Below are 26,246 nucleotides of genomic sequence, written 5' to 3'. Positions count from 1 at the left end.
ATGGCGGAGAGCATCGGAGCGGCGATTCTGCGCTGGCTGCGCGCGGGCTATCCCGAGGGCGTTCCGCCGAAGGACTACTACCCGCTGCTGGCGCTGCTGCGCCGCACGCTGAGCGTCGAAGAGTTCGACAGCGTCGTGGAGGTGCTCGATCAGCGCCAGAGCGACGGGCCGGTGCGCGTGCGCGACATCCGCTCGGCGATCGAGCACGTCACCTCCGAGCCCCCCGACGAAGACGACGTGCGCGCGGTCGCCGCGCGCCTCGCCGCCGGGGGCTGGCCGCTCAGCGGCGGTGCGCAGCGGTGGGCGGCGTCGTCCGAGCCGGATGCCGCGGCCGCCGAACCGGCGCCGAGCCTGATCGAACGCGTGCTGGCGTGGTTGCGGCGCGGCTACCCCGAGGGAGTGCCCGCCGCCGACTACGTTCCGCTCCTCGCCGTGCTGCGCCGCCGGCTCAGCGACGAGGAGGTCCAGCGCGTCGCCGACGAGCTGATCGCGCAGCAGGGGGTCGACAGCGGCGAGGTCTCGCGGCTCGACGCGCAGGTGTTGATGAGCAAGGTGCTCGACGACCTGCCGAGCCCCGACGACATGCGCCGCGTCCAGGAGCGACTGGCTGCCGTCGGCCTCGTCCTGGACTGACACCGCTCCACGTCGTCACATGGCACGGCCGGCATACGCCGCTGCCTAGAATGGTGCGTTGGGGCCGGCATCCGGCTCCTCCCGGCGCCGCGCGCCGGGCATCCCTTCTTCCCTTGCACACGCCGGGAGTTCCACACGTGGCGCTGATCGTCCAGAAGTACGGCGGGTCGTCCGTCGCCGACGCCGAGAGCATCAAGCGCGTCGCCAAGCGCATCGTCGATACCCGCCGCGCCGGGCACGACGTCGTCGTCGCCGTGAGCGCCATGGGCGACACGACCGACGAACTGCTCGACCTCGCCGCCCAGGTCGCGCCGATCCAGGCGCCGCGCGAGCTCGACATGCTGCTGTCCAGCGGTGAGCGCATCTCGATGGCGCTGCTGGCGATGGCGATCCACTCGATGGGCTTCGAGGCGCGGTCGTTCACCGGCAGCCAGGCCGGCATGATGACCACCGCCGACCACGGTGCGGCCCGCATCGTCGGGGTGACCCCCGACCGCCTGCGCGAGGCGCTCGACGAGGGTGCGATCGTCATCGTGGCCGGCTTCCAGGGGTTCAACCCTGACACGCGCGACATCACGACGCTCGGCCGCGGCGGCTCCGACACGACCGCCGTCGCGCTCGCCGCCGCCCTCTCGGCGGACGTGTGCGAGATCTACAGCGACGTCGACGGCATCTTCACCGCCGACCCGCGCGTCGTGCCGAAGGCGCGCAAGCTCGAGGTCGTCTCGGCCGAGGAGATGCTCGAACTGGCGGCCAACGGCGCCAAGGTGCTGTACATCCGCGCCGTCGAGTACGCGCGCCGCCACGGCGTCATGATCAACGCCCGTTCCACGTTCAGCACCGGGCACGGCACGTTCGTCCTCGGCCCCGGAATGACCGTCCCCGCCGCGATCGCGGCCATCGCAGAGGAGTCCGCCATGGAAGAGCCCATCGTCGCCGGCGTCGCCACCGACCTCGGCCAGGCCAAGATCACGGTCATCGGCGTGCCCGACGTGCCCGGCAAGGCGGCCGAGATCTTCACCGTCGTCGCCAAGAGCGGCGCGAACGTCGACATGATCGTGCAGAACGTGTCGGCCGCCGCCACCGGACGCACCGACATCTCCTTCACCCTGCCCAAGCCGGATGCCGCCACAGCCCTGCGCGCCCTCGCCGGGGAACAGGCGGTCATCGGTTTCGAGAGCCTCGTGCACGACGACCAGATCGGCAAGCTATCGGTCGTCGGCGCCGGCATGCGCACCCACTCCGGCGTCTCGGCGACCCTGTTCGAGGCGCTGTCGACGGCGGGCGTGAACATCGAGATGATCTCCACCTCCGAGATCCGCATCTCGGTCGTCGTCCGCGGCGACGAGCTCGCCGAGGCGGCCCGCCTGGTGCACACCGCCTTCGGCCTCGACGCCGAGACCGACGCCGTCGTGCACGCCGGCACCGGCCGCTGACGCCGCATCCGCCACCGCCGGCGTCCGCCACACCCGGCATCCCCACCACCGCCGGTATCCACACCCCGCTCCGCTCGCCGCGAAAAACGGAAATGACGCGAAAAACGGATGTCGCAGCCCCACCGCGTCCGTATCTCGCGATATCTCCGTGTTTCGCGGCGCCGGTAGAATCACCCGAAACCCCAACGCAAGGAAAAGTCATGACCCGCATCTCCGAATCCGGACTCTCCGTCGCCGTCGTCGGCGCCACCGGCCAGGTCGGCACCGTCATGCGCGAGATCCTCGCCGAGCGGTCGTTTCCGGTCCGCGAGCTGCGCCTGTTCGCGACGGCCCGCAGCGCCGGCACGGCGGTGGAGTTCGGCGGCCAGACCGTCATCGTCGAGGACGTCGCCACGGCCGACCCCTCCGGTATCGACATCGCGCTGTTCAGCGCCGGGGCGACCGGCTCGCGCGCGCACGCGCCGCGCTTCGCCGCGGCCGGCGCCGTCGTCATCGACAACTCCAGCGCCTGGCGCATGGACCCCGAGGTGCCGCTCGTCGTCAGCGAGGTCAACCCGCACGCCGCGGTCAACCCGCCGAAGGGCATCATCGCGAACCCGAACTGCACGACGATGGCCGCCATGCCGGTGCTGAAGCCGCTCGACGCCGAGGCGGGCCTGGAGCGCCTCATCGTCAGCACGTACCAGGCGGTCTCGGGCTCGGGCCTGGCGGGCGCCCAGGAGCTGCTCGGCCAGGTCGAGGGCGTGCTCGCCCAGGGCCACACGCTCGACCTCGTGCACGACGGGTCGGCGGTCGAGTTCCCGCAGCCGGAGAAGTACGTCGCGCCGATCGCGTTCGATGTCATCCCGTTCGCCGGCAGCCTCGTCGACGACGGTGACAACGAGACCGACGAGGAGAAGAAGCTCCGGGGCGAGAGCCGCAAGATCCTCGAACTGCCGGATCTGCGCGTGGCCGGAACGTGCGTGCGCGTGCCGGTGTTCACCGGGCACTCGCTGTCGATCCACGCCGAGTTCGCCCGCGACCTCACCCCCGAGCGCGCCCGTGAGATCCTCGCCGCCGCCCCCGGCGTGACCCTCGAGGAGGTGCCGACGCCGCTGCAGGCGGCCGGCAACGACCCGAGCTACGTCGGCCGCATCCGCGCCGACCAGTCGGCGCCGGAGGGTAAAGGTCTCGTGCTGTTCATCTCGAACGACAACCTGCGCAAGGGCGCGGCGCTGAACGCCGTGCAGATCGCCGAACTCGTCGCCGCACGGCTCGGCGCTCCCGCCGTCTGACCGGGGAGGGTCCGGTCGGGGAAGGATGCCGCGGCATCCGCCCGTAGACTGAGACACTGTGAGCGAACCCGTCGACGTCGTCCTGATCGGCGGTGGCATCATGAGTGCCACCCTGGGAACCCTGCTGAAGCAGTTGCAGCCGGACTGGAAGATCGTCGTGATCGAGCGACTGAGCGAGGTCGCCCAGGAGTCGTCGAACGCGTGGAACAACGCCGGCACCGGCCACGCCGCGCTGTGCGAGCTGAACTACATGCCCGACCCCGACGACCCGTCGAAGGCGATCTCGATCAACGAGCAGTTCCAGCAGAGCCGCCAGCTGTGGGCGAGTCTCGTCGAGCGCGGCGTGCTGGACGCGCCGTCGACGTTCATCAACGCGACCCCGCACATGACCTTCGTGCGCGGCGAGGGCGACGTGGCCTACCTGCGGGACCGCTACGAGACGCTGAAGGACCAGCCACTGTTCGCGGGCATCGAGTTCTCCGACGACTCGCGCGTCATCAACCAGTGGGCGCCGCTGCTCATGCAGAAGCGCCGGGCGGGCGAGCCGTTCGCCGCGACCCGGATGCCGGCCGGCACCGACGTCGACTTCGGCGCGCTGACCCGTCAGCTGTTCGACCATCTGCGCGGCACCGGGGTCAAGGTCGTCACCAACCGCGAGGTGCGGAGCCTGAAGCGCCGCCCCGACGGCACGTGGCGCCTGTCGTACCGCAACACCCTGGGCCGCACGCCCGGCAGCATCGACGCGCGCTTCGTGTTCGTGGGCGCCGGAGGCTGGGCGATCAAGCTGCTGCAGTCGGCCGGCATCCCGGAGATCTCGGGCTACGGCGTCTTCCCCATCGGCGGACAGTTCCTCAAGACCACGAACCCCGCGCTCGTCGCCCAGCACCAGGCGAAGGTGTACTCGCAGGCGTCGGTCGGCGCGCCGCCGATGTCGGTGCCGCACCTCGACGCCCGCGTCGTCGACGGGGAGCAGTCGCTGCTGTTCGGCCCGTTCGCGACGTTCAGCCCGAAGTTCCTCAAGCAGGGGCGCCTCACCGACATCGTCGCGCAGGTGCGGTTCGGCAACATCGGCACGATGCTGAAGGTCGGCGTCACGAACCTCGACCTCGTGAGGTACCTCGTCGGCGAGCTGATGAAGACGCACAAGAAGAAGGTGGCATCGCTGCGCGAGTTCATGCCGACGGCGAAGGACGAGGACTGGGAGCTCATCCAGGCCGGTCAGCGCGCGCAGGTCATGAAGCGCGACCCGCAGAAGGGTGCCGTGCTGCAGCTGGGCACCGAGGTCGTCACCTCGGCCGACGGGTCGCTCGCGGGGCTGCTCGGCGCCTCGCCGGGCGCGTCGACGGCGGCATCCATCATGCTGGGCCTGCTGAAAACCTGCTTCCCCGACCGCATCGAGGGGTGGAACCCGGCGCTGCGCGCGCTCATCCCGAGCTACGGCGCGACTCTCAACGACCGCCCCGAGGCCGCCGCGAAGGAGCTCGCCGCGACCGCGGACGCGCTCGCCATCGGCCGCTGAGCACCATCGCCCGGCAGGCCCGGAGAACAGACCCGTAGACTCTGTCGGTGGCCAAACTGTACTTCCGCTACGGAGCGATGAACTCGGGCAAGTCGACGGCGCTGCTGCAGGCGGCGTTCAACTACGAGGAGCGCGGGCAGCGCGTGCTGCTGGCCAAGCCCGCCGTCGACACGAAGGGCGCCGACCGCATCTCCAGCCGGCTCGGCGTGGAGCGCACGGTCGACTTCCTCATCACGCCGGATGCCGACGTGCGTGCGCTCGTCGCCGAACACGTTGCGCGTGAGCCCGGGCACGTCGCGTGCCTGCTGATCGACGAGTCGCAGTTTCTCACCCCGCACCAGGTCGACGACCTGCTGCGGATCGTCGTGGACGACGGCATCCCGGTTCTGGCCTACGGCATCCGCACCGACTTCCAGACGCGCGCCTTCCCCGGGTCGGCGCGGCTGCTCGAACTCGCGCACAGCCTGGAGGAGCTCAAGACGATCTGCCGCTGCGGCAGCAAGGCGCTGTTCAACGCGCGCCTGGTCGGCGGGCGGTTCGTGTTCGACGGCGACCAGGTCGCGATCGACGAGCTGTCGCACGAGCGGGTGACCTACGAGTCGATGTGCGCCGACTGCTACCTCCGCGCCTCCGGCGGACGGCTGTCCTAGATCCGCGCGAAGGTGCTACTGTGGTCTGACCACAATCCATCAAGGACACCGATGACCGATACCACCCCCGCGCGCGCCTGGCGGGTCGTGCTGGAGAAGATCGAGGGCGATCTGCTGAACGGCACGCTCGGCCCGGGCGACCGGCTGCCGCCCGAGCGGGAGCTCGCCGCGGACCTCGGCGTCGGGCGGTCGAGCGTGCGCGAAGCGCTGCGGGTGCTGGAGGTCATGGGCCTCATCCGCACCGCGACCGGCTCGGGCCCGACCGCCGGCGCGATCGTCACGGCGACCCCGCGAGGCGGGCTGGCGCAGCTGCTGCGCCTGCAGGTGGCGGCCCAGGGCTTCCCGATCGCCGACGTCTACGAGACCCGCCTGCTGCTGGAGGAATGGGCCGTCGCCCACCTCGCCGCCCGGGGCGATGCCGACCTCACCGACGCCCGCGCCGCCCTCGCCGCGATGGATGCCGGCGCCCTCGCCCCGGGCGACTTCCTCGCCCTCGACGCCCAGTTCCACCTGCGGCTCGCCGAGGCGAGCGGCAACGCCGTCGTCGCGGCCACGATGGCGGGGCTGCGGACGGCGATCGAGGGCTACATCCGCACCGGAGCCCAGCGGCTGCCCGACTGGGCGGCCACCGCCGACCGGCTGCGGCACGAGCACGCCGCCGTGCTGCACGCCATCGAGACGGGCGACGCCGCCGCCGCGCAGGCGCTCGTGCGCGCGCACATCACCGGGTACTACGCCGACGCGGGCATGCGGGCCCCGTCGGAACGCATCTGAACGAGAACGGAAGACACATGGTCCAGCGCCAACTGCCGAAGATCCCCGAACTGCTCGAGCTCATGCAGTTCAAGAAGCCCGAACTCGACGGCACGAAGCGGCGCCTGGACGCCGCGCTGACCATCGCCGACCTGCGGACCATCGCGAAGCGCCGCACCCCGAAAGCCGCGTTCGACTACACCGACGGCGCCGCCGAGGGCGAGCTGTCGCTGGCGCGGGCCCGCCAGGCGTTCGAGGACATCGAGTTCCACCCCGACATCCTGCGCCCCGCCGAGCGGGTCGACACGTCGGTCGAGATCCTCGGCGGCCGGTCGGCGCTGCCGTTCGGCATCGCGCCGACCGGGTTCACCCGCCTCATGCAGACCGAGGGCGAGATCGCGGGTGCGTCGGCCGCGGGGGATGCCGGCATCCCGTTCACCCTCTCCACCCTCGGCACGACCTCGATCGAAGACGTGCGCGCCGCGAACCCGTACGGGCGCAACTGGTTCCAGCTGTACGTCATGCGCGAGCGCGAGATCTCGTACGGGCTCGTGCAGCGGGCCGCTGAGGCGGGCTTCGACACGCTGATGTTCACGGTCGACACCCCGGTCGCGGGCGCCCGCCTGCGCGACAAGCGCAACGGCTTCTCCATTCCGCCGCAGCTGACCCTGGGCACGATCGTCAATGCGATTCCGCGGCCGTGGTGGTGGTACGACTTCCTCACGACGCCCAAGCTCGAGTTCGCGTCGCTGTCGACGACCGGCGGCACGGTCGGCGAGCTGCTGAACGCGGCGATGGATCCGACGATCAGCTACGACGACCTCGACGTCATCCGCGGCATGTGGCCGGGGAAGATCGTCGTGAAGGGCGTGCAGAACGTCGCCGACAGCGTGCGCCTGATCGACGCCGGCGTCGACGGGATCGTGCTCTCCAACCACGGCGGACGCCAGCTCGATCGCGCCCCGATCCCGTTCCGCCTGCTGCCGCAGGTCGTGCGCGAGGTCGGCCGGGATGCGACGGTGATGGTCGACACCGGGATCATGAACGGTGCCGACGTCGTCGCCTCCCTGGCGCTCGGCGCGAAGTTCACCCTCATCGGGCGGGCGTACCTGTACGGGCTCATGGCCGGCGGCCGGCGCGGCGTCGACCGCACGATCGCGATCCTGCGCACCGAGATCGAGCGCACGATGCAGCTGTTGGGCGTGTCGAACATCGCCGAGCTCGAGCCCCGGCACGTGACCCAGCTCGCGCGGCTGACGCCCGTCGCGCCCGTCGCGCCCGCCACGTCCGTCGCGGCCGCCGCGCCCCGTACCGCCCCGCCCCGCCCCCGCGCGAACGCGTAGCCCCGTCGCCCCGCCGTCCGCCTGCTCGCCCCGGCTTTCGTCCCGCCGCTCGCTCGCTCGCCCGCCCGCCCCGGCTTTCGCCCCGCCGCCCGCCCCGCCTCGCCGCCCGCCGTCGAAACAGCATCCGTGCACCGAGACAGCGGTTGCCAGCTGCAGTCTCGGTGCACCGATGCAGTCTCGCCGAGAGAAGTGGGGAGACGGGGCCGGGAGAAGCGGGGAGACGGGGGAGAGAGGCGGGGTCAGCGCGGGGGGAGAGTGGGGATGAGGGCGTCGAGGTAGGCGGCGGTGTCCTCCCAGCCGTCCACCGCGTGGCAGGCGACGCCCAGGGCGAGCACGGGGTAGTCGTTGCCGTGCTCGTCGAGGCGGTCGCCGACGAACAGCATGTCGTCGAGCGGGATGCCGGTCACCTCCGCGAGCCGCCGCATTCCGTACGCCTTGTCGATGCCGCGGTGGGTGATGTCGACCGACGTCGATCCGCCGGAGCGCACCTCGAGGTCGGGGAGGCGGGCGGCGACCGCGTCGCGCAGCGCGTTCTTCTTCGCCCCGGTCGGATCCCACGCCGTCTTGGCGGCCAGGGGAGCGGACTGCCCGAGCGCCGAGAAGGTGATCTGCGACCCGCGATCCTCCAGGATCTCGCCCCACGGCTCCGGCTCCCACAGGCCCAGGCGCCGGGCCTCCTCCTCGACCGCGGCCAGCGCGCGCCGCTTCTCGTCGTCGGTGAGGGAGTGGGCGTACACCGTGACGGTCGCGCCGTCCTGCACGCGGTAGTACTGGGTGCCGCACGTGGGCATGAGGTGCAGGCGGTCGAGGGTGGCGGCATCCGCCGCCGGCAGCCGGTCGACGACCTGCGTCTGGAACTGCTGCAGCTGGCCGCCGGAGATGATCGCGACCTCGACACGGGCGGCGAGATCGAGCAGCAGCGCGCCGATGCGCGGATCGATGGGGCTCTTCGACGGTGCGAGCGTGTCGTCGAGGTCGAACGCGACGAGGCGGGGCGTGGGCATGCGGGCTCCAATCCGGGGCTGTGTGCCGAAGGGCTCCGCCGGTGTGATTGACCGGCGGAGCCCTTCATGGTCGGGGTGACAGGATTTGAACCTGCGGCCTCGTCGTCCCGAACGACGCGCGCTACCAAGCTGCGCCACACCCCGGTGGCAACCCTCCGAGTCTACCCCGTCGGGCCGCCGCGCGACGAATCGACCGCGCGCAGGGTGATGACCGATGCCTCGGGGCGGCAGCCGAAGCGCACGGGCGCGTAGATCGAGTGGCCGAGCCCCGCCGACACGTTCAGCGGCACCGTGCGGCCGTCGTGCGTCCAGGTGCTGAGACCCCGCGCCTGGTCGAGCGGGATGTCACAGTTGGCGACGAGCGCCGACGGCGAGAACGGGATGCGCACCTGCCCGCCGTGCGTGTGCCCGGCCAGCAGCGCGTCGGCACCGAGCTCGACGAAGCGATCGAGGACGCGTCGGTAGGGCGCGTGCGTGACGCCCAGCGTGAGCGCGGCGGGAACCGTCCGGCGGAACAGCCTCGGCCGGCGGATGCGCGCGATCGCCGCGGGAAGGGCATCGAGGTCGTCCCAGTCGCGGTGGGCGTCGCTGACCCCGAAGGCGTCGAACCGGATGCCGGCGGCCTCGACGACGGCGGCGGTGTTGTTCAGGTCGGTCCAGCCGAGCTCGTCGGCGAAGTAGGCGTTCATCGCCGCCGTGTCGAGCAGGGGCGCCGCGTGCGCGCGTTCGGAAGGCGCCCGGAAGTAGAGCAGCGGATTGCGCGGCGACGGCGCCACGATGTCGTTCGACCCGTGCACGAACACGCCGGCGACACCCCGCAGCGGCGCGAAGGCGCGGCGGATGCCGGCGAGCCCGTCGGCGTGCCCCAGGTTGTCGCCGGTGTTCACGACGAGGTCGGGCTGCACGCGTTCGGCGAGTGCCGCGATCCAGTGCTGCTTGCGGTGCTGCCACGGCGCCATGTGCGCATCGGACAGGTGCAGCACCGTCACGGGCGGCGACCCGGCCGGCAGGATCGCCAGCGCGTGCCGGCGCACCGTGAACAGGTACCGTTCGATGCCGATCCCCCACGCGGCGGCCACCCCGCCCACGGCGACCGCCGCCCAGACGGCGGTGCGGCCGCCGGAGCCTACCCGCGGCACGTCTTTGCGAGGTAGTTGACCGTGATCTGCGTCGTGCGACTCACGACCGTCCCCGCCGCGGGGCTGGTCCCGGTGACGTCGCCGTCGTCCGAGGCGCTGTCCGACTGCGTACACGACGTGGTGACGCTGCTGAAGCCGGCGTTGCGCAGTGTGGACGCCGCCTGGTTCGGCTTGCCGCTGACGGCGGGCACGGTCACGCCGGAGCCGTTGCTCGGGCTGATCGTGACCGTCGTGCCCGCGGCGGCCTTGCCGGCGCTCGGATCCTGCGCGATGACGGTGCCGGCGGCCTCGACGCCGTCGACGGCGTCGCCGACGGTGACGCTGAACCCGGCCGTCTCCAGCGTCGTCTTGGCCTGGTCGACCGTCATCCCGATCACCGACGGCAGGTCGGTCAGGACGCTCTTGGTGAGAGCCGGATCCGGGTCGGGGAACGCGTCGCCGCCGTACTTGGAGTTGGCCGCCCCCTGCATCGCCGGCCAGATCGAGTTGCGGATGCGCGAGAGCACCCACCCGTTCTCGTAGTACTCGTTGAGCAGCGCCTGGCCCTCGACGTTGCCGACCCAGACCACCGTCGTGACCTTCGACGACGAGCCGTCCATCCAGGTGTGGAAGTACTCGTGGATGCCGGTCTTGCCGAACACCGGCACGCCGTCGCCGATGCGGGCGCCGCTGGCGGTGCCGCTCATGACGCCCTGCAGCGTGTACGCGGCGGTCGAGGCGACGCTCTCGCTCATGACCCGTTCGCACGTCGTCGTCGGCGTGATGTCCTCGCCCTCGGAATTGAGCGCCTTGTCGATCGACTTCGGCTGGCACAGGATGCCGTTGGCCGCGATCGACGCGTACGCCTCGGCCATGTCGAGGGGTGCGACGGCCTGGTCGCCCAGCACGTTGTAGGGATAGTTGTCCTGGTCGAGCGCGGTGCCGTCACCGCGCATGACGCCGAGCTTCATCGCGACCTGGTTGGTGCTGCAGACCGAGATCTTCTCGGCCATCGCCATGAAGCCCGAGTTGAGCGAGTCGCGGGTGAAGTTGTAGATCGTGCCGGTGTAGCCGGCGTTGTTCTCGAAATTGCCGACGCCGGTGCCGTCGTTGGAGAGCCGCACGCTCTCGGTGGAGGTGCCGCAGGTGATGACCTTCTTCGTGCCGATGCGGCCGTTGATCGACTCGTTGACCGAGTGGCCCTGCTCGAGCCAGTTGATGAGGCTGAACACCTTGTACGTCGAACCGGCGCTATGGCCGCCGCCGCCCCCGTTGGCGGCACGCACGTTGTAGTTGACCTGCGTCGTCGCGCCGTTCACGTCGGAGTCCTCGATGGAGTACGGGCGATTCTGCACCATCGACAGGATGCGCCCGGTGCCGACTTCGACCTGGATGCCGGAGGAGCCGAGGTTCATGTAGTCCACGCGCGCGGGGACGATCGAGATCGCGCTGTTCGCCGCCCATTGCAGGTCGGCATCCAGCGTCGTGTAGATCTTCATGCCGCCGCGGCGCAGGTTCAGCAGGCGCGCGTCGTCGTCTTCGCCGAACGCCGGGTCGTCGAGCAGGATCGACCGGACGTACTCGCAGAAGAATTCGGCGCCGGTGGCGGTCTGACAGCCCTGCGTGCGCTCGGAGATGTGCGGCTCGATCGGCGTCGCCTTGGCCTCTTCGTACTCGGCCTTCGTGATCTTGCCGTCCTCGTACATGCGCCCCAACACGTAGTTGCGGCGCTCGAGGGTGTTGGCGTAGCCGTCGGCCTCACCGTTGACGGGATTGCCGTCCTTGTCGGTCGAGGTGCCGCCCGGCAGGTCGATGCGCAGCGCGTTGGGCTCTTTGACCATGCCGGCGATCGTCGCGGCCTGCGCGATCGTGAGATCGGCCGCCGACACGCTGAAGTAGCGCTCCGCGGCGGCGCCGATGCCGTAGACCGTGCCGCCGAAGTTCGTGATGTTGAGGTAGCCGATCAGGATGTCCTGCTTGGAGTACTCCTTCTCCAGCTGGATCGCGTACCGCATCTCCTGGAGCTTGCGCTGGTAGCCCTCCGAGCCCTTCGAGACGGTCGTCGTCGTGTAGCAGTCTTCGACCTCGTCCTGGCTCTTCGCCTTCGACTCGCAGTTCTGCTGCAGCACGTTCTTCACGTACTGCTGCGTGATCGACGAGCCACCGCGGTTCGAGCCGCTGGAGGAGTTGTCCAGAAGCGCCTTGACGGTGCCGAGCAGGTCGACGCCGCCGTGCGTGAAGAAGTTCTTGTCCTCGCTGGAGACGATCGCGTCGAGCATGGCGGGGTTCACCTGGTCGAACGTCACCGGGATGCGGTTCTGGTCGTAGAACTCCGCCATCAGGATGTCGTTGCCGGAGCTGTCCTTGCGGTACAGCTCGGTCGGCAGCATGAGCGGATCGATCTGCAGCCAGCTGGGCATGGCCTCGAACGAGTCGAGTGCGCTGGATGCCGCGTAGCCGGAGACGGCGATGGCGGGGGTGACGGTCGCCGTCACGAGGATGCCGGCGATGGCGCTGAGGCCGACCAATCCCGCGAGGCCGCCGAGCACGCCGGTGGCCGTCCGTTTGTTCTGGGGCATATCGTTGATCGTAGGGGAGAACCCTGGGCGAACCCTTGAGAACGCCTGGTGTGCCCCCGCGCGCACCACATCTCGAACGGAGTCCCGATGACCACGTGGGAATACCTCACCACCCCTCTCCTGATCCACAACACGGCCGCGATCCTCAACAACTGGGGCAAGCAGGGCTGGGAGCTGGTGCAGGTGGTGACCGGGCCCGAGGGCGGGCTCGTCGCCTACTTCAAGCGCCCCGCCGGGGCGAGCGGGGCGGCGAACGCGGGCCTCGGGGCGGCGGCGGTCGCCGCGCAGCAGTTCGAGGAGGGGCGGGCATGAGCGTCTCGGCACGTCTGAGCGAGCTCGGCATCGCGCTGCCGGCGGTCGTGCCGCCGGTGGCGGCCTACGTCCCTGCCGTCGTGCACGGCGACCTCGTCTACACTGCCGGCCAGCTGCCGATGGTCGCGGGCGCGCTGCCCGCCACCGGCAAGGTGGGCGAGGGCGCCGGGCTGGTCCCGGCATCCGACGCGTACGGCTATGCCCGTCAGTGCGCCCTCAACGCGATCGCCGCGGCCGCCGCCGCGGTGGGCGGCGTCGACCGCCTCGCCGGGGTGCTCAAGGTGACGGGCTTCGTCGCCTCGGTGCCGGAGTTCACCGGGCAGCCCGGCGTCGTCAACGGCGCGAGCGAGCTGCTCGGCGAGGTGTTCGGCGAGGCCGGGCGCCACGCACGCTCGGCCGTCGGGGCGCCCGTGCTGCCCCTCGACAGCCCCGTCGAGGTCGAGGTCGTCTTCCGCTTCGTGTGACCGCCGCCCCGGGCTACTTCACCTGCGCGCTGATGACGCTCATGACGGCGGTGTCGGCGAGGGTCGTCGTGTCGCCGACCTCGCGGCCCTCGGCGACGTCGCGCAGCAGCCGCCGCATGATCTTGCCCGAGCGGGTCTTGGGCAGCTCTCCCACGATGTAGACGTCGCGGGGGCGCGCGATCGGGCCGATCTGCTCGCCGACCCACCGGCGCAGCTGCGCCGCGAGGCCGTCGGGGGTGTGCTCGGCGAGATACGACTCCTTGATGATGACGAACGCGACGACGGCCTGACCGGTCGTCTCGTCCGACGCGCCCACGACGGCGGCCTCGGCGACCGCCTCGTTGCCGACGAGCGCCGACTCGATCTCGGTGGTCGACAGCCGGTGGCCCGACACGTTCATGACGTCGTCGACGCGACCGAGGAACCACACGTCGCCGTCGTCGTCGAGGCGGGCGCCGTCGCCGGCGAAGTAGAAGCCCTGCTTCTGGAACTTCTCCCAGTACGTCTCCACGAACCGCTCCGGGTCGCCCCAGATGCCGCGCAGCATGCTCGGCCACGGCTTCGTGATGACGAGCAGCCCGCCGTTGCCGTTGCCGACGTGCGTGCCGTCCTCGTCGACGACGTCGACCGAGATGCCCGGCAGCGGCACCTGGGCCGACCCGGGCTTGGTCTCGGTGACGCCGGGCAGCGCCGACACCATGATCGCGCCGGTCTCGGTCTGCCACCAGGTGTCGACGATCGGTGCGGTCTTGCCGCCGATGATCTTGCGGTACCACATCCATGCCTCGGGGTTGATGGGCTCGCCGACCGAGCCGAGCAGCCGCAGCGACGACAGGTCGAACTGCTTCGGGATGCTGCGCCCGAGCTTCATGAAGGATCGGATCGCCGTCGGCGCCGTGTACAGCACGGTCACGCCGTACTTCTGCACGATCTCCCACCAGCGGCCGGGGTGCGGCGTGTCGGGCGTGCCCTCGTAGAGCACCTGGGTCGCGCCGTTGGCGAGGGGACCGTACGTGACATACGAGTGGCCGGTCACCCAGCCGATGTCGGCCGTGCACCAGAACACGTCGGATGCCGGGTGGATGTCGTGCACGACCTTGTTCGTGAACGCAGCCTGCGTGAGGTATCCGCCCGAGGTGTGCAGAATGCCCTTGGGCTTTCCGGTCGTGCCCGACGTGTACAGGATGAACAGCGGGTTCTCGGCCGGGAACGGTGGGGCCACGTGCTCTGCGGATGCCGCGGGCACGACGTCGTGCCACCACAGATCGCGGCCCTCGCGCCACGACACCTCGTTGCCGCCGCGCCGCACGACGAGCACGTGCTCCACGGTCTCCTGCGGGCCGGCGCCGCGGTCGCCGAGCGCCTGGTCGACGGCGGGCTTGAGCGGCGAGACCTTGCCCTTGCGGTAGCCGCCGTCGGCGGTGATGACGACCTTCGCGCCGGCGTCGTCGATGCGCGCGCGCAGGCTGTCCGCCGAGAACCCGCCGAACACGACGGAATGGATCGCGCCGATGCGGGCGCAGGCGAGCATCGCGGCGATGGCCTCGGGGATCATCGGCATGTAGATGGCGACGCGGTCGCCGTGGGCGACGCCGAGCCCTTCCAGCACGTTCGCGACGCGCTTGACCTCGTCGGTCAGCTCGCCATAGGTGACGCGACGCTCGTCGCCGGCCGGCTCGCCCTCCCACAGCAGGGCGACGCGATCGCCGAGGCCCGCCTCGACATGACGGTCGAGGCAGTTGTAGGCGACGTTGAGCTCGCCGTCGGCGAACCACTGCGCGAACGGTGGGTTCGACCAGTCGAGCACCTGCGTGAACGGCGTGTGCCAGTGCAGCGCGCGCGCCTGCTCGGCCCAGAATCCGTCGCGGTCGGCGTCGGCCTGCGCGTACAGCTCGGCGGTCGCGACGGCATTCGCCGCGAACTCGGGCGACGGGGCGAACCGGCGGTTCTCGTTCAGCAGGTGGTCGATCTGGCTGCTCATGCGCGCTCCTTTGCGAGCCCCTCGCGGGGAGAGACGGGGAATCCCCGACGATTCAGGAAATCTAGTGCGCCGCGCGCCGTCGCGCCACCTCCGAAAGTGGGTGGTGCGGGGCCGGCCGGCCGCCGCCCCGATATATCGCTGGCGACACGCGAGAATGCCTGGATTGCGGATCGCCTGGCACGTAGGCTCGGTCGCGCCGAACTCAGATTCTGGCGTCACGGTGCCCCGGCCACCCCCGACTGCGGGGCCCCGTGGGGCGGCATCCCATTTCTCCCCAAAGTGGGATGCCGCCCTCTCCCTGATGGGGGCGCTTCGGGCTGGTGGGAGCGCTCCGGGCTGGTGGGAGCGTTCCGGGGCCGCCGCGTTGTTGCCGGCATCCCGCGCGCAGCGCGTAGTTGGCGCAATCCGGGCTCATTTCCCGGGATGACCCCGGATACCGCCAACTCCGTCGTGCGCTCTGGCGCGTTGTTGGCGCAATTCGGGCCGAAACGGTGGGTTGACCCCGGATGCTGCCAACTCTGTCGTGCCCCGGCATCCCACGCCGGTCTCCCGGGCGCCGGCATCCCGTGCGTGGCGCGTTGTTGGCGCAAGTTGGGCTTATCTCCCGGGATGACCCCGGATGCTGCCAACTCTGTCGTGTGCTCTGGCGCGTTGTTGGCGCAATTCGGGCTCATCTCCCGGGGTGACCCCGGATGCTGCCAACTCTCTCGTGCCCCGGCATCCCGCGCCGGTCTCCCGGGCGTCGGTATCCCGCGCGCAGCGCGTAGTTGGCGCAATCCGGGCTCATTTCCCGGGATGACCCCGGATACCGCCAACTCTGTCGTGCGCTCTCGCGCGTTGTTGGCGCAATTCGGGCCGAAACGGTGGGATGGGCCCGGATGCTGCCAACTCTGTGGTGCGCCGGCATCCCGCGCCGGTCTCCCGGGCGTCGGTATCCCGCGCGCAGCGCGTTGTTGGCGCAAGTTGGGCTTATCTCGCGGGATGACCCCGGATGCTGCCAACTCTGCCGTGCGCTCTGGCGCGTTGTTGGCGCAATTCGGGCCGAAGCGGTGGGATGGGCCCGGATGCTGCCAACTCTGTGGTGCGCCGGCATCCCGCGCGCGGCGCGTTGTTGGCGGAAACTGGGCTCATCTCCCGGGATGAGCCTGTCGTCATTTCCTCCTGCACAGGTGGGCAATTTCGCGATCTGTCCACGGATCGGCACTTTCGGCCGCCACGCGCCGCCGCCGCGCTCTAGCGTCGTGGCATGTCTCAGCCGTTCGTCGTCCACCCCCGCCGCCACGTGGAAGCCGTGCGCCGCGATGCCGCGGCATCCGTCGACGCGGCACCGCGCCGGCTGCCGGATCATCCCGCACTCGAGCCGCTGCGGTCGGTGCTGAGCGATCCGCAGGTCACGGATGTGGTCATCAACGGCGCCGACGGGATGTTCGTCGATCGCGGGCGGGGCATGGAACCCGTGCCGGGTTGGCGCGCCGGGGCCGACGAGCTGCGGGCGCTCGCCGTCGCGCTGATCGGCATCGGCGGGCGACACCTCGACGATGCCGCGCCCCTCGTCGACGTGCGCTGGGAGCACGGCGCGCGCGTGCACGCGGTGCTGCCGCCGGTCGCCTGCTCGGGCCCCGCCATCTCGATCCGCCTGCCGCCCCGCGACCTGCCCGACCTCGACGAGCTCGCCCGTCGCGGGATGTGCGATGCGCCCACGCTCGCCCGCCTCGACGGGCTCGTCGCCGCCCGCGCGAACCTGCTCGTGTCCGGCGCGACCGGCGCCGGCAAGACGACACTGCTCTCGGCGCTGCTCGCCCGGGTCGGCCCGCACGAGCGCATCGTCACGATCGAAGACGTCGCCGAGCTGCGCATCCGCCACCCGCACCACGTGCGCCTCGAGGCGCGTCAGCCCAATCTCGAGGGCGCCGGGGCGGTGTCGCTCGCGCGGCTCGTGCGCGAAGCACTGCGGATGCGTCCCGATCGACTCGTCGTCGGCGAATGCCGCGGCGAGGAGGTGCGCGAGCTGCTGACGGCGCTCAACACCGGCCACGACGGGGGAGCGGGCACCGTGCACGTCGGCAGCATCCGCGACCTCCCGGCCCGGCTCGAGGCGCTCGGCGCGCTCGCGGGCCTCGACGATCACGCCGTCGCACGCCAGGTCGTCAGTGCCATCGGCGCCGTCGTCCACGTCGAACGCGGGGCCGACGGCATCCGTCGCGTCACCGGGTTCGCGCGGCCGACGCTCCACGACGGGCGGCTCGCGATGGAGGCGCTGCCATGAGGGCGACCGATGCCACGGATGCCACGGATGCCACGGATGCCGCAGCGACGGTGCAGCGGCTGGCCGTGCTGCTGGAGGCGGGCATCGCCCCGCCGCGCGCATGGCGGCTGCTCGCCGAGTCGGGGGACGCGGTCGCCGTGGAGGTCGCCGCGGATCCGACGCGAGGGGCGGGAGAGGTGCTCGCCGCGCGCGGCGGCGCCTGGTGCGACGTGGCGACGGCCTGGCGCGTCGCCGAGGCCGTCGGCGCTCCGCTCGCGGCGAGCCTGCGCGGCTTCGCCGAGGCATTGCGTGAGGCGCAGGCGACCCGCGACGACATCGCGGTGGCGCTCGCCGACCCCGCCGCGACGGCGCGGCTGATCGCGTGGCTGCCGCTGGTCGCCATCGGGCTGAGCCTGATGCTCGGCTTCGACGTCGTCGCGGTGGTGACGCAGCCCGTCGGCATCGCACTGGTGGCGGCCGGGCTCACCCTGATGCTCGTCGCGCGACACTGGACCGCCCGGCTCGTCGCCCGCGCACAGCCCGACGGGCGCCTCGCCGGCGTACAAGCCGACGTCGTCGCGATCGCCCTGTCGGGCGGTGTGTCGATCGAGCGGGCGCTCGCCGTCGTCGGCGCGGCCGGGGGCGGCCCGCTCGAGACCGACACCGCCGCCGTGCTCGACCTGTCTGCACGTGCCGGAGCCCCGGCCGCCGATCTCCTGCGTGCGTCGGCGGCCGAAGCGCGCCGGGTCGCGCGTGCCGACGGCCGACTGCACGCGGCGCGACTGGGCGCGCGGTTGCTGGTGCCGATGGGCCTGTGCACGCTGCCCGCCTTCCTGATGCTCGGCGTCGGGCCGGTGCTGCTCTCGGTGCTCGCCGGCTCCGCCTCCCTGATCACCTGATTGTGCCGAACACCCACCGGCCCTGTCTCGCGCAGCGCCATCCATCCCAAAGGAGCACCTCATGTCCGACCCGCATCTTCCCTCCCCGCACGGCGCCGTGAATCCGCACGACCCGGGGAATCTGCACGCCCGGCTGCCGCGACTGACCCGTCGCCGCGCCGCCGCACTCTTCGACGACGACACCGGCTCCGCCACCGCCGAATACGCCGTCGCCACGATGGCGGCGGTGGCCTTCGCGGGCCTGCTCGTCCTGATCATGCGCAGCGACGAGGTGCGCGGCATCCTCACCGATCTGGTCCGCCGCGCGCTGACCGTCGCGTGACGGGACGCCCGACATGATCCGCCGGGGCGACGACGCCGGCACGGCCACGGCCGAGTTCGCCGTCGTGGTGCCCGCCGTCATCCTCGTGATCGTCCTGACGGCCGGCACGCTTGTGGCCGCGGGGCGCCAGGTCCGGCTGGAGCACGCCGTCGCCCAGGCGGCGCGCCTGGCCGCTCGCGGCGAGGGCGACGACCGGCTCGTCGTCGTCGTCGACGCCATCGCGGGCGGGCGCGTCGAGGCGGTCACGGCCGCGGGCGACCTCGTCTGCGTCGAGGCCTCGGCCGCCGCGCCGCCGCTGCCCGCGTTGCGGGCGCGGTCGTGCGCGCTCGCCGGAGGCCGCTGATGGCCGCGGTCGCGCTCGCCGCCGGCGCCCTCGCGGTGGCGGCCGCAGTCGCCGTGGGCTGCGGGGCGTCGGGGGCCGCGGCCATCCTGTCGGCCCGCGCGGCCGGGGCCGCCGATGCCGCAGCCCTCGCCGCCGCCGACGCGGCCACGGGCGCGGTGCCGGGCATCCCGTGCGATCGCGCGGCAGAGGTGGCGGCATCCGTCGGGGCGGAGATCACGACGTGCGACGTCGACGGCGCCGTCGCGACGGTCGCGGTGCGGATCGGTTCCGGAGCGCTCGTCGCCCATGCCCGCGCCCGCGCCGGACCGCCGTAGCGCCACGATCCCGCGGCTTTCAGCTTTCTCTGTATGAGGCGGTGTGTATGGTGTGCATCGAAGGAAGGATGCCAGTGGCACAGGGCACGCAGGGCAAGAAGCTCGTCATCGTCGAGTCTCCGACGAAGATGAAGTCGATCCAGGGATACCTGGGCGACGGGTACGAGGTTCTCAGTTCGGTCGGTCACATCCGTGATCTCGCCGAGAAGAAGGACATCCCGGCCGAGTTGAAGAAGACCTCGGTCGGCAAGTACTCGATCGACATCGAGAACGGGTTCACTCCTCTCTATGTGGAGAGCGAGCGCGGCAAGAAGACCGTCGCCGAGCTCAAGCGCGCCCTGCGGGGCGCCGACGAACTGCTCCTGGCCACGGATGAAGACCGCGAGGGCGAGGCCATCGCCTGGCACCTGCTCGAGGCGCTCAAGCCGAAGGTTCCGGTGCGGCGCATGGTGTTCCACGAGATCACGAAGGATGCCATCCGCGCCGCCGTCGACAACACCCGCGAGCTCGACCTCGCGCTCGTCGACGCGCAGGAGACCCGCCGCATCCTCGATCGTCTCTACGGCTGGGACGTCTCCGACGTCACCCGCCGCAAGGTGGGCCAGGGCACGTCGGCCGGTCGGGTGCAGTCGGCCGCGACGCGTCTGGTGGTCGATCGTGAGCGCGAGCGCATGGCGTTCGTGTCGGCGTCGTACTGGGACGTCGAGGCCGTCGCGGCCGCCGTTGGACAGGCAGCCCGGGGACAGGCGGCGGGGTCGTTCGACACGCGTCTGGCGCGTCTCGACGGCGCACCGCTCGCGCGCGGCACCGACTTCGACGACGCCGGTCAGCTGCGCAAGGCCGTCGTCGTCCTCACCGAGGACCGGGCGCGCGAACTGGCCGCCGCGATCGAGCAGCGCGGCCAGGCGTCGGTCACCGCGATCGAGGCCAAGCCCGGCACCCGCAGCCCCAAGCCGCCTTTCACGACGTCGACGATGCAGCAGGAGGCCGGACGCAAGCTCTCGATGAGCGCCAAGCACGCCATGGGCGTCGCGCAGCGGCTGTACGAAAAGGGCTACATCACCTATATGCGCACCGACTCGACGGCGCTGTCGACGCAGGCCGTCGCCGCCGCGCGGGCGCAGGCGGTCGCCCTCTACGGTGACCGCGCGGTGCCGGCGAACCCGCGCAGCTACCGCAACAACGCCAAGAACGCGCAGGAGGCGCACGAGGCGATCCGCCCGTCGGGCGACGCGTTCCGCACGCCGTCGTCGGTGGCATCCGCGCTCGACCGCGACGAGCTGCGGCTGTACGACCTCATCTGGACGCGCACCGTCGCGTCGCAGATGTCCGACGCGAAGTACGAGACGACGACGGTGACCCTGGAGGCGGATGCCGGCGGCCACACCGCCGCATTCACGGCATCCGGAACCGTCTACACCTTCAAAGGCTTCCTCGAGGCGTACGAGGAGGGGCGCGACGAGAAGCGCAGCGATGCCGACAAGGCCGACGACCAGTCGCTGCCGCAGCTGACGGTCGGCGAGGTCGTGAGCCTGCGCGACGTGGAGCCCAAGGGCCACGCCACGAGCCCCAAGCCGCGCTACACCGAGGCGTCGCTCGTGAAGGCGCTGGAGGAGAAGGGCATCGGCCGGCCCTCGACGTTCGCGTCGATCATCGACGTCATCATCAACCGCGAATACGTCAGCAAGCGCGGCCAGGCGCTCGTGCCGAGCTGGCTCGCGTTCAGCGTCGTGCGGCTGCTGGAGCAGCACTTCGCCGACCTCGTCGACTACGACTTCACCGCCGCGCTCGAAGACGACCTCGACGCCATCGCCCGCGGCGAGCAGCAGCGGGTGGCGTGGCTGAACGACTTCTATTTCGGGTCCGACAGTCACGTGGGGCTGCGCAACATCGTCGACAATCTCGGCGACATCGACGCGCGCGAGATCAACTCGACCCCGATCGGCGACGTCGCGGTGCTGCGGTTCGGCCGCTACGGGCCGTATCTCGAAGTCCCGGGCGAGGAGGGGGCGACGCGCATCGTCAACGTGCCGAGCGACCTCGCGCCCGACGAGCTCACGCCCGAGAAGGCACGGGAGCTGATCGACGCGCCCGTCGGCGGTGCCCGCATCCTCGGTCAGAACCCCGAGAACGGCCGCGATATCGTCGTGAAAGACGGCCGCTTCGGGCCGTACCTCGAAGAGGCGCTGCCGCCCGAGCCGGTCGCCGAGGCCGGGGCGCCCACCGAGGGCGCGCCGGCGCCGAAGAAGCGCGCGGCGAAGAAGGTCGAGGCGCCCAAGCCCCGCCGCGCGTCGCTGTTCAAGAGCATGTCGCCCGACACGATCGACCTCGACACCGCGCTGAAGCTGTTCGCGCTGCCGCGCGTCGTGGGCGTCGACCCCGAGACCGAGGTGCCGATCACGGCGCAGAACGGTCCGTACGGTCCCTACCTCAAAAAGGGCACCGACTCGCGGTCGATCGGCAGCGAGAAGCAGATCTTCGACATCACGCTCGAGCAGGCGCTGGAGATCTACTCCCAGCCGAAGTACGCGAACCGCGCGGCGTCGTCGCTGAAGGAGTTCGAGGCCGACCCGGTCAGCGGCAAGCCGATCCGCATCAAAGACGGCCGTTTCGGAGCCTACGTCACCGACGGCACGACGAACGTGACGATCCCGCGCGGGCAGACCGCCGACGACATCACGTTCGATATCGCCGTGCAGATGCTCGCCGACAAGCGCGCGAAGGGCTCCGCTCCCACGCGCACGACCCGGCGGGCGCCGGCGCGCAAGCCGGCCGCGAAGAAGAAGTGATGGCCGCCCCCGTCCCCGAGCCGGGGGTCTGGATCACCTTCGAGGGCGGCGACGGCTCGGGCAAGACGACGCAGGCGACCCTGCTCGAGCAGTGGCTGCGCGAACGGGGCCGCACCGTCGTGCGCACGCGCGAGCCCGGCGGCACCGAGGTGGGGCGGCTCATCCGCGACATCGTCCTGCATCACCGCGGCGAGGTCGCCCCGCGCGCGGAGGCTCTGCTGTACGCGGCCGACCGCGCGCAGCACCTCGCGACGCTCGTGCGTCCGGCGCTCGCGCGCGGGGAGGTCGTCGTCCAGGACCGCTATCTCGACTCGTCGGTCGCCTACCAGGGGGCGGGCCGGGTGCTGGATGCCGATCAGATCCGTGACCTGTCGCTGTGGGCCACGGAGGGCGCGCTGCCGGATGTCACCGTCCTCCTCGACCTCGAGCCCGCCGCCGCGCGGGCACGGCTCGACGCGGACGACAAGCCGTTCGACCGGCTCGAGGCCGAGAAGGCGGAGTTCCACGAGCGGGTACGTGCCGCGTTCCTGCAACTGGCGGCCGCGGAGCCGGACCGGTTCCTCGTGCTCGACGCATCCCGTCCCGCGGGCGAGATCGCCGCCGCCGTCCGCGCCCGCGTCGCCGCCCTCCTCGGCTGAGACGTTTCGTCTCGGTCGCCGCGCTCCCTCGCCGGGCGCCCGGCCCGGTCCGCCTCCTCGCGCTGTCGAAATCGGCACGCGCTGTCGAAATATCAGCAGCGCGTGCAGGATTCGGCAGCGCGACGGGGATACGCCCGCTCTGTCCGCAGCCTCCGCACGGGGGTGTCGGCGCCACGTCGTAGGCTGGGGAGCATGACCGCCGCGACCGTGCCGCCGCACGCGTTGCCGTGGGGCGAGGTGTGGGGCCAGGACGAGGCGCTGCGGCAACTGCAGGCGGCGGCATCCGACCCGGCCCAGCTCGCGCATGCGTGGCTCATCACGGGCCCCGCCGGTTCGGGGCGGTCGACGCTGGCGTACGCCTTCGCGGCGGCGCTCATCGCCGAGCCCGGCGACGAGGCCGCCATGCGGCAGGTGCGCGCGGGCACGCATCCCGATCTCACGGCGCTGCGCACCGAGGGCGTCATCATCTCCATCAAAGACGCGCGGGCGCTCGTCGAGCGCTCGTACTTCTCGCCGTCGCTGGGGCGATACCGGGTGATGGTGATGGAGGATGCCGACCGCATGGTCGAGCGCACGAGCAATGTGCTGCTGAAGGCGCTGGAAGAGCCGCCCGAGCGCACCGTGTGGATCCTGTGCGCGCCGAGCGAGGCCGATCTGCTGCCGACGATCCGCTCGCGCGTGCGCACGCTGCGCCTGCGCGAGCCCGACGTCGACGACGTGGCCCGGCTGATCGTCACCCGCACCGGCGTCGACGAGGCCACGGCCGAGCAGGCGGCGCGCCTGTCGCAGCGCCACATCGGCATGGCGGTGCGCCTCGCGACCGACGAAGCCGCGCGGCAGCGCCGCGACGAGACGCTGCGCGCCGTCCTCGCCGTGCGCGGGGTCGGCGGCGCCGTCGAGACCGCGGCCCGCATCGTGCAGCTGGCCACCGACGACGCGAAGGCGCTCACCGCCGAACGCGACGAGGCCGAGCGCGAAGCGCTGCTGCGCACGCTCGGCATCGCTCCCGGCGCGGCGGTGCCGCCGGCCGTGCGCAGCCAGCTCAGCGCCCTCGAAGACGATCAGAAGCGCCGCGCGACGCGGAGCCTGCGCGACGGCATCGACCGGGTGCTCACCGATCTGGAGTCGATGTTCCGCGATGTGCTCATGCTGCAGTTCGGCCGCACGGGCGAACTCATCAACCGCGAGCTCGGGGCCGAGCTGTCGGCTCTCGCCGCCGCCTGGGAGGCGCCGCGCACCCTGACGGTGATCGACGCGATCGCCACGACCCGCACCAACCTCGAGGGCAACGCCGCCCCCGCCCTGGCCCTGGAGAGCATGCTCGTGACCGTCGCGAGCGGGAGGATCCTGTGAACAGCACCCCTTACCCTCGTCGCGTCCGCCGCGTCTTCGCCGTCGTCGCCGGCCTCGCCGTCGTCACCGCGATGCTGTCCGGCTGTCTGTACGCCATGATCCCGGCCGCGTCGTCCGCGACCCCCGCGCCGAGCCGCGAACCCGTCCTCGACGGCGTTCCGGCCGGGTTCGAGGAGTTCTACAGCCAGACGCTCGACTGGAGTGCGTGCACCGGCACCGATCCCGGCGACTACGACTGCACCGAGGTCACCGCCCCGCTGGACTGGAGCGACCCCGACGCCGGCACGATCGAGCTCGCCGTCATCCGGCGTGCGGCATCGGGCGGCGACGCGATCGGATCGCTGCTGACCAACCCGGGCGGTCCCGGCGCCAGCGGCTACGACATCATCGCCGAGTCGGCGTCGTACGCCGTGGGCACGGCGCTGTCCGACGCGTACGACGTGATCGGGTTCGACCCGCGCGGGGTGGGGCGCTCCACCGCCGTGAAATGCCTCGATGCGAAGGCGATGGACGCGTACCTGTTCGACATCCCCGCCGACCCGCGCGGCAGCGCCGGATGGGAGGCTGAGCTGACGGCGCGCAACGAGAAGTTCGTCGACGCGTGCGAGGCGAACAGCGACGGCATCCTCCCGTACGTCACGACCGACAACGCGGCCCGCGACATGGATCTGCTGCGCGGTGTGCTCGGCGACGCGAAGCTCAACTACCTCGGCTACTCGTACGGCACCTTCCTCGGCGCGACGTACGCGAAGCTGTTCCCGGAGCGCGTCGGCCGGCTGGTGCTCGACGGCGCGATCGACCCGTCGATCCCCGCGCTCGAGGTCGGCACGACGCAGGCGCTCGGGTTCGAATCGGCGCTGCGCGCCTACATGGCCGACTGCCTCGGCGGCAGCGACTGCCCGTTCTCGGGCACGGTCGACAGCGCCATGAAGGACCTCGGCACCCTGCTGGCCAGCGTCGATGCGGCGCCGTTGCGCGCCTCGGACGGGCGGATGCTGGGTGCCGATTCGCTGATGACCGGCATCATCGCGGCCCTCTACTCGCAGGAGAACTGGACGTACCTCACGCGGGCGCTGAGCGAAGCGCTCGCGGGCGACCCGGAGTGGGGGTTCATCCTCGCCGACTTCTACTGGGGCCGCGAGAACGGTGCGTATCTCGACAACTCCACGGAGGCGTTCAACGCCTACAACTGCATGGACTACCCGGTCGACACGAACCAGGCCGATCAGGATGCCGCCGACGCCCTCGTGGCCGAGAAGGCCCCGACGATCGCGCCGTACTGGCAGGGCGTCGACGTCTGCACCACCTGGCCGTATCCGCCCACCGGCGTGCGTGAGCGGATCACCGCCGACGGGGCCGCGCCGATCGTCGTGGTCGGCACGACCAACGACCCGGCGACGCCGTACGCGTGGTCGGTGTCGCTCGCGGAGCAGCTGTCCTCCGGCGTGCTCGTCACCCGCGAGGGCGAGGGGCACACGGGCTACAACAAGGGCAACAGCTGCGTCGACGACGCGGTCGAGGCCTACCTCGTGCAGGGCACCGTCCCGGAGGACGGCCTCGTCTGCTCGTAGGCCGTCGCCGGTTCGCGGCGGGGGGTGTCGACCCTGTAAGATCGTTGATCGTGCGTGGAGCGATCCGCGGCACGCCACCTTAGCTCAGTGGTAGAGCATCCCACTCGTAATGGGAAGGTCGTCAGTTCAATCCTGACAGGTGGCTCATACCGAAAGGCCCGCCAGGGCCTTTCGTCGTCGTGGGCCTGCGGCGGTGGAGAGGCGGCTCTGGATGGACCACGCAGCGGATGCCGTGCTGGAGATCCTCACCTGGGTGGGGCTGGGCGGAGCCGTGCTGCTGGGCGTCGTCGCGGTCGCGATGTGGGCGGCCGACGGCACGTGGCTGCCCGCCGACGCGATCATCGATCGCGAGGGCGACGCCCCGACGGCGCGTTGGTTCGACGCCGACGGCGACGCCAACAGCGCCGTGCTGAACGCCGCGCAGGCAGAGACCCTCGCGGGGAAGGACACGGCATCCCTCTGGTACCGCCACGGCTGGCGCGGGCGGATCCGGCTCGCCCGGCGCGCGCCCGGACTGCGCGCCGCGACCTCGATGGCGGCGGGCCTGCTGCTGCTCGCCGTGGTGGCCCAGGCGATCTCCTGGGTCCTCTACTTCGCACGGGGCTGACGCCGGCCGCGCTTCGTCGGCCGTTCGCGAGGGGCAGCCCGCGGGGCGCATCGTCGGGGGCGTCGCCGCGTCGGATGCGCCACACCCCGGCATCCGGGC

23 protein-coding genes and 2 tRNA genes are annotated in these 26,246 nt (G+C 71.4%); 20 read left to right on the top strand and 5 right to left on the bottom strand.

Features of this window, described 5'->3' with window-relative positions; translation table 11 throughout:
- From QM720_RS01360 to QM720_RS01330, 7 genes are all read left to right on the top strand, one after another.
- Positions 1-633 carry a DUF3349 domain-containing protein gene (locus QM720_RS01360; protein ID WP_415124346.1) on the top strand — a complete coding sequence of 211 codons (633 nt, stop codon included), beginning with the start codon at positions 1-3 and terminating at the stop codon, positions 631-633.
- A 137-nt stretch (positions 634-770) separates the two neighbouring features.
- Positions 771-2,069 (top strand): aspartate kinase, encoded by a 1,299-nt coding sequence (locus QM720_RS01355; RefSeq protein WP_415124344.1) that lies wholly within the window; start codon positions 771-773, stop codon positions 2,067-2,069.
- Between the two features lie 200 nt (positions 2,070-2,269).
- Positions 2,270-3,343, top strand: coding sequence for an aspartate-semialdehyde dehydrogenase (locus QM720_RS01350; protein ID WP_415124342.1), 1,074 nt, complete (start codon positions 2,270-2,272; stop codon positions 3,341-3,343).
- Between the two features lie 58 nt (positions 3,344-3,401).
- On the top strand, positions 3,402-4,862 hold the full coding sequence (mqo, locus tag QM720_RS01345; RefSeq protein WP_415124340.1) for a malate dehydrogenase (quinone): 1,461 nt from the start codon (positions 3,402-3,404) through the stop codon (positions 4,860-4,862).
- 47 nt (positions 4,863-4,909) lie between these two features.
- A complete protein-coding gene (locus QM720_RS01340; protein WP_415124338.1) occupies positions 4,910-5,512 on the top strand; it encodes a thymidine kinase in 603 nt (200 codons plus the stop codon).
- A gap of 51 nt (positions 5,513-5,563) precedes the next feature.
- Entirely contained in the window at positions 5,564-6,286 is a 723-nt protein-coding gene (locus QM720_RS01335; protein ID WP_415124336.1) for a FadR/GntR family transcriptional regulator, read from the top strand.
- Between the two features lie 17 nt (positions 6,287-6,303).
- Entirely contained in the window at positions 6,304-7,608 is a 1,305-nt protein-coding gene (locus QM720_RS01330; protein ID WP_415124334.1) for an alpha-hydroxy-acid oxidizing protein, read from the top strand.
- Between the two features lie 239 nt (positions 7,609-7,847).
- On the opposite strand, the gene QM720_RS01325 is transcribed toward QM720_RS01330, so the two are convergent.
- The 4 genes from QM720_RS01325 to QM720_RS01310 form a co-directional block, all read right to left on the bottom strand.
- Complete coding sequence (locus tag QM720_RS01325; RefSeq protein WP_415124332.1) at positions 7,848-8,612, bottom strand: HAD-IIB family hydrolase; 765 nt, start codon at positions 8,610-8,612, stop codon at positions 7,848-7,850.
- Positions 8,613-8,679: 67 nt separating this feature from the next.
- A tRNA-Pro gene (locus tag QM720_RS01320) sits at positions 8,680-8,756 on the bottom strand.
- 17 nt (positions 8,757-8,773) lie between these two features.
- A complete protein-coding gene (locus QM720_RS01315; RefSeq protein ID WP_415124330.1) occupies positions 8,774-9,751 on the bottom strand; it encodes a metallophosphoesterase in 978 nt (325 codons plus the stop codon).
- Complete coding sequence (locus QM720_RS01310) at positions 9,739-12,309, bottom strand: transglycosylase domain-containing protein (protein ID WP_415124328.1); 2,571 nt, start codon at positions 12,307-12,309, stop codon at positions 9,739-9,741. The genes QM720_RS01315 and QM720_RS01310 overlap by 13 nt, the downstream gene beginning before the upstream one ends.
- An 87-nt stretch (positions 12,310-12,396) precedes the next feature.
- Here QM720_RS01310 and QM720_RS01305 point away from each other — a divergent pair, with 87 nt between their 5' ends.
- The gene (locus QM720_RS01305; RefSeq protein ID WP_415124326.1) at positions 12,397-12,621 is read left to right on the top strand and encodes a hypothetical protein; all 225 of its coding nucleotides are present in this window, start codon (positions 12,397-12,399) and stop codon (positions 12,619-12,621) included.
- Complete coding sequence (locus QM720_RS01300; RefSeq protein ID WP_415124324.1) at positions 12,618-13,085, top strand: RidA family protein; 468 nt, start codon at positions 12,618-12,620, stop codon at positions 13,083-13,085. Before QM720_RS01305 ends, QM720_RS01300 begins: the two co-directional genes overlap by 4 nt.
- Before the next feature lie 13 nt (positions 13,086-13,098).
- On the opposite strand, the gene acs is transcribed toward QM720_RS01300, so the two are convergent.
- On the bottom strand, positions 13,099-15,066 hold the full coding sequence (acs, locus tag QM720_RS01295; RefSeq protein ID WP_415124322.1) for an acetate--CoA ligase: 1,968 nt from the start codon (positions 15,064-15,066) through the stop codon (positions 13,099-13,101).
- Between the two features lie 1,246 nt (positions 15,067-16,312).
- Between acs and QM720_RS01290 the strand changes: the two genes are divergently transcribed.
- From QM720_RS01290 to QM720_RS01240, 11 genes are all read left to right on the top strand, one after another.
- Positions 16,313-17,332 carry a TadA family conjugal transfer-associated ATPase gene (locus tag QM720_RS01290; protein ID WP_415124320.1) on the top strand — a complete coding sequence of 340 codons (1,020 nt, stop codon included), beginning with the start codon at positions 16,313-16,315 and terminating at the stop codon, positions 17,330-17,332.
- Positions 17,329-18,210 carry a pilus assembly protein TadB gene (locus QM720_RS01285; RefSeq protein WP_415124318.1) on the top strand — a complete coding sequence of 294 codons (882 nt, stop codon included), beginning with the start codon at positions 17,329-17,331 and terminating at the stop codon, positions 18,208-18,210. The genes QM720_RS01290 and QM720_RS01285 overlap by 4 nt, the downstream gene beginning before the upstream one ends.
- Positions 18,211-18,331: 121 nt before the next feature.
- Complete coding sequence (locus QM720_RS01280; RefSeq protein ID WP_415127765.1) at positions 18,332-18,532, top strand: DUF4244 domain-containing protein; 201 nt, start codon at positions 18,332-18,334, stop codon at positions 18,530-18,532.
- A gap of 13 nt (positions 18,533-18,545) precedes the next feature.
- On the top strand, positions 18,546-18,875 hold the full coding sequence (locus QM720_RS01275) for a TadE/TadG family type IV pilus assembly protein (protein WP_415124316.1): 330 nt from the start codon (positions 18,546-18,548) through the stop codon (positions 18,873-18,875).
- On the top strand, positions 18,875-19,189 hold the full coding sequence (locus QM720_RS01270) for a helicase (protein ID WP_415124314.1): 315 nt from the start codon (positions 18,875-18,877) through the stop codon (positions 19,187-19,189). The genes QM720_RS01275 and QM720_RS01270 overlap by 1 nt, the downstream gene beginning before the upstream one ends.
- A gap of 74 nt (positions 19,190-19,263) precedes the next feature.
- Entirely contained in the window at positions 19,264-21,978 is a 2,715-nt protein-coding gene (topA, locus tag QM720_RS01265; protein ID WP_415124312.1) for a type I DNA topoisomerase, read from the top strand.
- A complete protein-coding gene (tmk, locus tag QM720_RS01260; protein WP_415124310.1) occupies positions 21,978-22,616 on the top strand; it encodes a dTMP kinase in 639 nt (212 codons plus the stop codon). Before topA ends, tmk begins: the two co-directional genes overlap by 1 nt.
- 192 nt (positions 22,617-22,808) lie before the next feature.
- Complete coding sequence (locus QM720_RS01255; RefSeq protein ID WP_415124308.1) at positions 22,809-23,969, top strand: DNA polymerase III subunit delta'; 1,161 nt, start codon at positions 22,809-22,811, stop codon at positions 23,967-23,969.
- A 71-nt stretch (positions 23,970-24,040) separates the two neighbouring features.
- Positions 24,041-25,540: an alpha/beta hydrolase gene (locus QM720_RS01250; RefSeq protein WP_415127763.1), complete on the top strand. Its 1,500-nt coding sequence runs from the start codon at positions 24,041-24,043 to the stop codon at positions 25,538-25,540.
- A gap of 73 nt (positions 25,541-25,613) precedes the next feature.
- Positions 25,614-25,685 (top strand) — tRNA-Thr (locus QM720_RS01245).
- A gap of 66 nt (positions 25,686-25,751) precedes the next feature.
- Complete coding sequence (locus QM720_RS01240; protein ID WP_415124306.1) at positions 25,752-26,147, top strand: hypothetical protein; 396 nt, start codon at positions 25,752-25,754, stop codon at positions 26,145-26,147.
- The last annotated feature ends 99 nt before the right edge of the window (positions 26,148-26,246 follow it).

Origin of the sequence: Microbacterium sp. (genome assembly GCF_047602155.1) — a bacterium.
Lineage (GTDB): Bacteria > Actinomycetota > Actinomycetes > Actinomycetales > Microbacteriaceae > Microbacterium.
This window is presented reverse-complemented; position numbering and strand designations above follow the sequence as displayed.

Bases quoted from the DNA above. Each gene is read 5' to 3' on its own strand.
- QM720_RS01360 (WP_415124346.1), top strand. From the start codon at position 1: ATGGCGGAGAGCATCGGAGCGGCGATTCTGCGCTGGCTGCGCGCGGGC.
- QM720_RS01350 (WP_415124342.1), top strand. From the start codon at position 2,270: ATGACCCGCATCTCCGAATCCGGACTCTCCGTCGCCGTCGTCGGCGCC.
- QM720_RS01335 (WP_415124336.1), top strand. From the start codon at position 5,564: ATGACCGATACCACCCCCGCGCGCGCCTGGCGGGTCGTGCTGGAGAAG.
- QM720_RS01330 (WP_415124334.1), top strand. From the start codon at position 6,304: ATGGTCCAGCGCCAACTGCCGAAGATCCCCGAACTGCTCGAGCTCATG.
- QM720_RS01325 (WP_415124332.1), bottom strand. From the start codon at position 8,612: ATGCCCACGCCCCGCCTCGTCGCGTTCGACCTCGACGACACGCTCGCA.
- QM720_RS01310 (WP_415124328.1), bottom strand. From the start codon at position 12,309: ATGCCCCAGAACAAACGGACGGCCACCGGCGTGCTCGGCGGCCTCGCG.
- QM720_RS01305 (WP_415124326.1), top strand. From the start codon at position 12,397: ATGACCACGTGGGAATACCTCACCACCCCTCTCCTGATCCACAACACG.
- QM720_RS01300 (WP_415124324.1), top strand. From the start codon at position 12,618: ATGAGCGTCTCGGCACGTCTGAGCGAGCTCGGCATCGCGCTGCCGGCG.
- acs (WP_415124322.1), bottom strand. From the start codon at position 15,066: ATGAGCAGCCAGATCGACCACCTGCTGAACGAGAACCGCCGGTTCGCC.
- QM720_RS01290 (WP_415124320.1), top strand. From the start codon at position 16,313: ATGTCTCAGCCGTTCGTCGTCCACCCCCGCCGCCACGTGGAAGCCGTG.
- QM720_RS01285 (WP_415124318.1), top strand. From the start codon at position 17,329: ATGAGGGCGACCGATGCCACGGATGCCACGGATGCCACGGATGCCGCA.
- QM720_RS01275 (WP_415124316.1), top strand. From the start codon at position 18,546: ATGATCCGCCGGGGCGACGACGCCGGCACGGCCACGGCCGAGTTCGCC.
- QM720_RS01270 (WP_415124314.1), top strand. From the start codon at position 18,875: ATGGCCGCGGTCGCGCTCGCCGCCGGCGCCCTCGCGGTGGCGGCCGCA.
- tmk (WP_415124310.1), top strand. From the start codon at position 21,978: ATGGCCGCCCCCGTCCCCGAGCCGGGGGTCTGGATCACCTTCGAGGGC.
- QM720_RS01255 (WP_415124308.1), top strand. From the start codon at position 22,809: ATGACCGCCGCGACCGTGCCGCCGCACGCGTTGCCGTGGGGCGAGGTG.
- QM720_RS01250 (WP_415127763.1), top strand. From the start codon at position 24,041: ATGCTGTCCGGCTGTCTGTACGCCATGATCCCGGCCGCGTCGTCCGCG.
- QM720_RS01240 (WP_415124306.1), top strand. From the start codon at position 25,752: ATGGACCACGCAGCGGATGCCGTGCTGGAGATCCTCACCTGGGTGGGG.